This is a genomic window from Ferdinandcohnia sp. SAFN-114 (genome assembly GCF_059415045.1).
Window position 1 is genome coordinate 46,561 of record NZ_JBPFDQ010000034.1, and the last position, 7,152, is coordinate 53,712.

7 protein-coding genes are annotated in these 7,152 nt (G+C 35.9%); 2 read left to right on the forward strand and 5 right to left on the reverse strand.

Features of this window, described 5'->3' with window-relative positions; all coding sequences use genetic code 11:
* Positions 1-84: 84 nt before the first annotated feature.
* The 4 genes from ACR65M_RS12655 to ACR65M_RS12670 form a co-directional block, all read right to left on the reverse strand.
* The gene (locus tag ACR65M_RS12655; protein WP_341331666.1) at positions 85-915 is read right to left on the reverse strand and encodes an undecaprenyl-diphosphate phosphatase; all 831 of its coding nucleotides are present in this window, start codon (positions 913-915) and stop codon (positions 85-87) included.
* A gap of 73 nt (positions 916-988) precedes the next feature.
* Positions 989-1,603 (reverse strand): DedA family protein, encoded by a 615-nt coding sequence (locus ACR65M_RS12660; protein ID WP_341331665.1) that lies wholly within the window; start codon positions 1,601-1,603, stop codon positions 989-991.
* Positions 1,604-1,702: 99 nt separating this feature from the next.
* Entirely contained in the window at positions 1,703-2,455 is a 753-nt protein-coding gene (locus ACR65M_RS12665) for an exodeoxyribonuclease III (RefSeq protein WP_341331664.1), read from the reverse strand.
* Positions 2,456-2,479: 24 nt separating this feature from the next.
* Positions 2,480-3,214, reverse strand: a complete 735-nt coding sequence (locus ACR65M_RS12670; RefSeq protein ID WP_341331663.1) for a glucose 1-dehydrogenase — start codon at positions 3,212-3,214, stop codon at positions 2,480-2,482.
* 135 nt (positions 3,215-3,349) lie between these two features.
* Between ACR65M_RS12670 and ACR65M_RS12675 the strand changes: the two genes are divergently transcribed.
* Together ACR65M_RS12675 and mntR are read left to right on the forward strand one after the other, a co-directional pair.
* Complete coding sequence (locus tag ACR65M_RS12675; RefSeq protein WP_341331662.1) at positions 3,350-4,306, forward strand: hypothetical protein; 957 nt, start codon at positions 3,350-3,352, stop codon at positions 4,304-4,306.
* A 66-nt stretch (positions 4,307-4,372) separates the two neighbouring features.
* Positions 4,373-4,789: a transcriptional regulator MntR gene (gene mntR / locus ACR65M_RS12680; RefSeq protein ID WP_341333538.1), complete on the forward strand. Its 417-nt coding sequence runs from the start codon at positions 4,373-4,375 to the stop codon at positions 4,787-4,789.
* Positions 4,790-4,814: 25 nt separating this feature from the next.
* Here the strand turns inward: mntR and ACR65M_RS12685 are convergent, their stop codons facing one another.
* Positions 4,815-6,827 carry a DUF4179 domain-containing protein gene (locus ACR65M_RS12685; RefSeq protein ID WP_440273473.1) on the reverse strand — a complete coding sequence of 671 codons (2,013 nt, stop codon included), beginning with the start codon at positions 6,825-6,827 and terminating at the stop codon, positions 4,815-4,817.
* Positions 6,828-7,152: the final 325 nt, after the last annotated feature.

Below are 7,152 nucleotides of genomic sequence, written 5' to 3' on the forward strand. Positions count from 1 at the left end.
TACAATAATGGAGGTAATATGAAGAACGATTTGTTATTTATTTGCATAAAAAAAGCATCCCAACTTAGATGCTTTATAACTAACTTATAAAAATACAAAATAAATAACAGCGGCTAGTACAATTCGGTAGATGGCAAATGGTAATAGCTTAATTTTATCGATGAGGCGTAGGAAGAAGCGAATTGAAATTAGAGCAAATACGAATGCACTAATAAATCCTGCAATAAATACTGGAAGTGCGTCCATTGAAAAATACTCTATGTTTTTTAGAAGCGATATTCCACTTGCTCCTGCCATGATTGGAACAGCCATGATGAATGTAAAATCTGCAGCTGCTCTATGGCTAAGTCCTACTAATACACCACCGGAGATGGTCGCACCTGAACGTGAGAATCCTGGCCAAAGTGATAAACATTGAATAAGACCAACTGTTAATGCTTGTTTATACGTAATTTGATCTACAGTTTGCGTATTTGGATGTTTAGCACTATATCGGTCAGCGACAATCATTAGGATTGCACCTATCACTAGTCCAATTAATACAGTTTCAGTTGTGAATAAATATTCATCAATTGTATCTTCAAATAATACTCCAAGGACACCTGCAGGAATTAACCCTACAATAATATGTGTTAAACGTAAGTGTTTTGCTCCAACTGGAACAATTTTGTTTTTTCGATTAAGTCCAAGTAAGTCAATAAATCGGTCTTTAAACACGACAACAACAGCTAGTATGGAGCCGAGTTGAATCACAACTTTGAACGTGTTCGCTGGATATTTTCCAAGAAACTCCTCTGTTTTTAGCCACATATCATCGACAATAATCATGTGACCTGTCGAGGAGACTGGGGCAAATTCTGTTAAGCCTTCAACCAGTCCTAAAATAATCGCTTTAATGATTTCAATAATTTCCATCAGACGTAAAGTACTCCTTTTTTAAATGTCTAGATTCAGGCGCCTATTAGACGTGCGCCCGAAACATTTTTAATTATCTCGTTTTTGATTTTCTCTTGGTGAAAAATATAACAAGAAATCCAATTCCCGCTAATGCAATCAATGCATAAGTGATATTCGAGTAAATGTCCATGTAATGAACAATAACGTCCCAAGATTCACCAAATGCAGCTCCTAGCATCACAAGAATCACATTCCAAATTAATGTTCCAAGCGTTGTAAAGAGAATGAACATCCAAAAGTTCATATTGGACATCCCTGCTGGAATGGAAATTAAGCTCCTGATTAATGGAACCATCCGGCAGAAAAATACAGTCCAATATCCATATTTATCGAACCAAGCATCTGCTTTATAGATATCCTCTTTTGTTACTCGTAAAATGCGACCATAGCGGTCAACAATTTTCTCTAATCGCTCAACATCAAGTAAGCGTCCAATTCCATATAGAATAATCGCACCTACAACTGATCCCAGTGTTGCAGCAACAATAACCCCTGCCACGGTTAATTTCGTGATTGTGGTCATAAATCCGCCTGCGGTTAAAATCACCTCAGAAGGAATGGGTGGGAAGATATTTTCTAGTGCAATTAATAGAAAAATTCCAACATACCCAAATTGATCCATAAAATCTGTTATCCAATTATCCATTTTTACCTCCAAATAAGATGCTACAAAGTCAATTCTATAGCATACCTATTGTAATCTATGTTTGTCCTTCTTTAAAGTATTCCTTTAAATTTTTTCCTATCAATGAATTTCCAAAACAACCGGACAGTGGTCACTTCCCATGATGTGTGAGTGAATATGGGAATCTTTTAGACGGTCTTTAAATTGTTCAGATACAATAAAATAGTCGATTCTCCACCCAATATTTTTTTCACGCACATTTCGCATGTAGCTCCACCATGTATATTGATCGGTTATGTCTGGATAAAAATATCTGAAGGAATCAATGAATCCAGAATTGAGTAAATTGGTCATTTTTCCACGCTCTTCATCGGTAAATCCAGAATTTCCTCGATTTGATTTTGCATTCTTTAGGTCAATTTCCATATGAGCAACATTCAAATCACCACACATAATGATTGGCTTGCTCTCATTTAATTGAGTAAGATAAGCAAGCATACGGTCTTCCCATTCAAGCCGGAAGTTCAGTCTTGCTAGATCCCTTTGTGAATTCGGTGTATAGACATTAATTAAATAAAAATCTTCGAATTCTAATGTAAGAATTCTTCCCTCTGATTCTTCGTTTTCATCTCCAACACCATATGAAACCGAAAGGGGCTTTACTTTTGAAAAAACAGCAGTTCCTGAATAGCCCTTCTTAAGCGCATAGTTCCAATATTGATGGTAGCCTTCAAGGTCTAGTTCAATTTGACCTTCCTGAAGTTTTGTTTCCTGCACGCAAAAAATATCAGCATCCATTTCATTGAAATAATCCAAAAAGCCTTTTTTAACACATGCTCGTAATCCATTTACATTCCAAGATACAAGTTTCATAATCTATAAAGCTTCCTCTCTTTGTTACTCCTCATATATCATTTTTCTCGTCATTCCTCCATCTACGACGAGATTAATCCCCGTAACAAAATTATTTTTCGAATCGGTTAGATATAGACATGCATTTGCAATGTCAGTTGGAGTACCGACCCGCTTAGAAAAGTGTTGGTCATGGTCTTCTTTACGAAGTTCTTCATAATTACCTGTTTCTATCCAACCTGGTGAAATGGCATTTACTGTTATCTGATACTCTGAAAATGAAGCAGCAAGTGCGTGAGTAATTGCAACGATTCCACCCTTTGTTGCTGCATATCCTTCTGAATGGGCTTCAGACATCAAGGCCCTTGTTGACGCAATATTAACGATTGAGCCGCCAAATTGCTTCATATATCTTGCAGCTTCTCTCGAGCATAAGAAAACACTTCGTAAATTCGTATGAATCACGTCATCCCATTCTTCAACAGTGACATCGAATGGTGATTTAAACAAACCTTTTCCTGCATTGTTTATTAAAATATCAATTTTACCATAGGTTTGATAGGTTTGGTTTATCAAATTTTTGATATCCTGCTCAATTCTTACATCTGTTTTAATAAACATGGCTTCCTTACCTTGTTCCTGAAGTTCAAGGGTTTGTTTTGTTCCTGCCTCTACATCAATATCTGCTAAGATAACTTTATCTCCATTATTTGCGTAACTATTCGCTATACCTCTGCCAATTCCATTTGCTGCACCAGTAACAATGACAACACGATTCATTTATTTCACCAGCCCATTTTTCATAGTTTCAAAAACTTTCCTTTTTCATTATAAACGACGAAGCCGTTCTGGCAAAATAAAACAGAGATTCAGGTGTTACAAGAATGATAAGATATATACTGGGGAGTGAGGTTATTGAGGAAAAGAATAATTGTATTTCTATTCGTATTATGTAGCCTTCCAATTCTACTAAGCTTAGACCCTATCACGTATAACGCTTCATATTATGCTAAATACGAATCACCAAATGGAGTTCTATTTCTAAGCTATTCAGAAAACTGGAATGAGCAACAATTAGAGGAACTTTATCAGGAACTAATAAAAAACAAACACGGTGAGGAAATGAACCTGTTACAAGAAGTTCGCGTCATGGATGGTCCATCACCTTCAAATAATAGTATTACAGGAATCTATCATCCGTTTATTAGCAGCATTACGCTTTATAAAGGAAATGAACATACAAACGCTCGAGAATACCGAGATACGTTATCACATGAGTATGGTCATCATTTTGCATACTATTATTTTCCATCGCATCATTTTCCTTTTTCAAAGTGGTCAAAGCTAAGAGGGTTAGATGATATACCTGTTAAATGGTCTTCATTTTTTAATTACTCCATCTCAGCACATGAGTGGTACCCGCAGGAAATTTTTGCTGACGATTATGTTCTATTATATGGGGCAATCAATGAAGTAGATCGAGATGATGTCTATTCGAATGAAGCGTTTTATATGCGAACCGAGCATGAAAATCAGCTACTTACGAATGTCTTAGGAAATCAAGAATTGCAACAATTTATTGAACGAGAAACTGGAATAATGATCGATGATAACCGGAAATTGAAAACCCCTAAGTTGTCTTTAGTTACGGATGACAGTTTGACCTTTGATATCGAAAAAAAGGAGAATGTGGCTTATCGGTTAAATCTTGCAGACTATGAATATTATGAAATTACGGATGACAAAAGTGGATCTGTTACTTTTCCAAATATCGAATTGCAAGAAAACGAAGTTATTTCTATAGATGTTCTTGATTTGGAAACGTCAATAGGTTTTCGTACGGATGATATCCGACTTCATTTGGAAGATTAGATAGAAAATTATCCGCATTTCATTATATAATATAAATAGAGAGTTTTTTGAAAGGCGGTAATGACGATTCCAACACCAAGTATGGAAGATTATTTAGAAAAAATTTATTTATCGATTCAGCAAAAAGGCTACGCTCGAAGCGTGGATATTGCTTCTTCATTAAATGTCCTCCCTTCCTCCGTTACAAAGATGATGCAAAAGTTGGATGAGGAAGGTTTTGGGATTTATGAAAGATATAGAGGTTTTGTGTTAACCGAAAAAGGAAGCACGATTGCAAAAAAGTTAGTAGAAAAACATGAGATGCTTGAAGACTTTTTAAAAATGATTGGCGTTCAGGATAAGAATATTTATGAAGAAGTTGAAAAGCTCGAACATTATATAAGTAAGGAAACCTCCTTATGCTTATCAACCTTAATTGACTTTTTTGAAGAAAATCCTTCCGCTAAAAAAGAATACCTACAATTTCGAAAAGATAAGATGTAAAAAGCTCAGGATTACCTGAGCTTTCTTATTTCAATTTAATATTGACCTTATCATCTAGATAGGTAGTTCCCCAATAACCGTGAATTTGTAACCACCCAGGAACACTCTCTTCAGTAGAACTCTCTCCATAGACTTCAAGTAATACTTTCGTTTGATAATAACGAGGATGGTCTCCCACATACATATACGCATTTTGGACATACTCATCACGGTTATATATTTTCCCATTCAGGTCAACAAATACACCATCGCTATCCGTCATCCCCATAGACATAGCAGAATTGTTATTTTGTCCTAGTACTTCAAAATGAAGCGATTCAAATTTTCGTCCTTCATTCATTTCAGCTGTAATTTCGATTTTTGTAGGCTCACCTAATTCAACTTTATCAATTGAAATGTCACTACCTTGATATTCAAAGGTTTGTGGAAATGGTTTGTTGATATCTATTTCTACTTTATAGGCATCATTCTTCGTGTAGTATAATGAGCTTAATAAAAGACTGACTTCTTTTGGCTTCTCAAAATAAAGAGAATCAAAAGGTGATTGATAAGTGTTGTATTGCCTATCCCCACCTTGTATAGGAACACTCCATCCAAATGGTTTTGCCTTCTTTTTCTTTGTTTGGATTCCTTCAAAAAACAGTTCATTAATATATTGATCACCACTATATGGTTCAAAACGATATTGAAGAAGCGTGATGGTTGGAGCTATAATCAATTTCTCTATCTCAACTGGAAACCCATCTACTTTGAATTTTTTGTGGACGACATGTTCGAACGATTCTTTCTTCTTAACTGGTATTTCAAAATTCCATTCACCAGGGAAAAACGAACCTTCTCCATAGACATCCATCCATTCAAAGTTTTCAGCATTCTTTTCCATCTTTTGCAGTTTTGAAAGATTCAGTTTTATGGTTTTTGTTTCGGATGAAACGGGTAATAAACTTAGTATTCCCTTAAAGACATCCCCTTCACTTTCAAGGGCTTGAACCGGTAAATGGTTGATGGGAATGGCCTGTTGATCAAAGGTGTTCATTTCCTCTTCTACAAATACACCATTCCAAAAATTAATTCCATATTGTTCACTATTTTCAAGATTTTCAACTTCATAATAGATTAATGTTTGAAAATCATCTGCGATAGCACTTTTTATCGTAACTTTTATTCCATTGCTTTCTTGAACAAGATTAAGTGGTTCCCCGATACCACTTTTTAAGTAAGCTAATAATTGCTCATCCTCTTGATCACGCAGGTCAAGCCAAGAGTAATACATATAAGCAAATCCGTTCGTTACATACCCGATTAAGAGTAGTAAGACGAGTGAAGATGCAATTCCAATACTTATTTTGGTTCGTTTCTGTTTCTTCCTCTTCTTAAATCCTTCGATTTCAATTAACCTTGTCTTCACATCATCAAAAAAATGTGAAGGAACTTCAATCGCATCAGCCTCTTCAATTAGTGAATAAATTGTAGCTTGGAATACTGTTAGACCGCTTTGACAGATTTCACAACTGTGTAAATGAATCTCAAAATCTATTTTAGAAGGACGATCTAATGTTCGGCTCAAATAATCAATGTATTTTTCTTGATAATGAACTTCTTCTCCCCCACTCAAAATCCGAATACCTTTATGTAAATGGGCTTTTACTGTTTCGACAGGGATTTCTAGAATATCGGCTACCTGTTCACGGGGAATGCTAAGAATATATGTTAAAGCGAGAACATCTTTGCTAATTTCATTAAGTTTATCTAGTACACTCTCAACTGTTACTTGCATATTTCTGAGCTTACATTCTTTTATAAACAGGGAAACAACCCAATTTTCAGAGGAAGCCTGCTTTTTTTTCCTATGTATTTCCGCCTGCACCTTTATCATCACATTGTAAAAAATCTCTTGAATGTCTTCCATATTTCTTATATAGACAGAGGCAAGCTTGTACAAGTTTATTTTTCTTTGTTCAAACCAATCGATGATTGAATCCATGTTTTTTTGTTGCAACTTCTTTATTAAAATAGGGTCTGTTTCCGTTATGATCACAATGTATGTCGCTCCCTTACCTTTCCTTCTCTCTTTATTTCAACATGAATCGAGCGAATCCCTTCTTTCTAAAAGGCCGTTTTCGCAAACTTTGTTGTTTTTTATAACGTTGACTTCCGCTTCAGGTGGACGCTTTCCGCGGGCGTGGCTTGAGCCTCCTTAACGAGATGTGGAGGCGGCTTGCACAGAAACGAGAAAATTGACCACTCCGACAAAGAGGCGTAATTTGCCTCTGAAGGAGGACTTGGAATTTCTCGAGTTTCTAGCCGCTACAACTGGACAAGTCGCTGCCGCTCCTGCGGGGTCTCAAGTCTCACGCTTTTCC

What these genes read in the sequence shown, in the direction of transcription:
- ACR65M_RS12670 (WP_341331663.1), bottom strand. Translation starts at nt 3,214, where the DNA reads ATGAATCGTGTTGTCATTGTTACTGGTGCAGCAAATGGAATTGGCAGA.
- ACR65M_RS12665 (WP_341331664.1), bottom strand. Translation starts at nt 2,455, where the DNA reads ATGAAACTTGTATCTTGGAATGTAAATGGATTACGAGCATGTGTTAAA.
- ACR65M_RS12655 (WP_341331666.1), bottom strand. Translation starts at nt 915, where the DNA reads ATGGAAATTATTGAAATCATTAAAGCGATTATTTTAGGACTGGTTGAA.
- ACR65M_RS12660 (WP_341331665.1), bottom strand. Translation starts at nt 1,603, where the DNA reads ATGGATAATTGGATAACAGATTTTATGGATCAATTTGGGTATGTTGGA.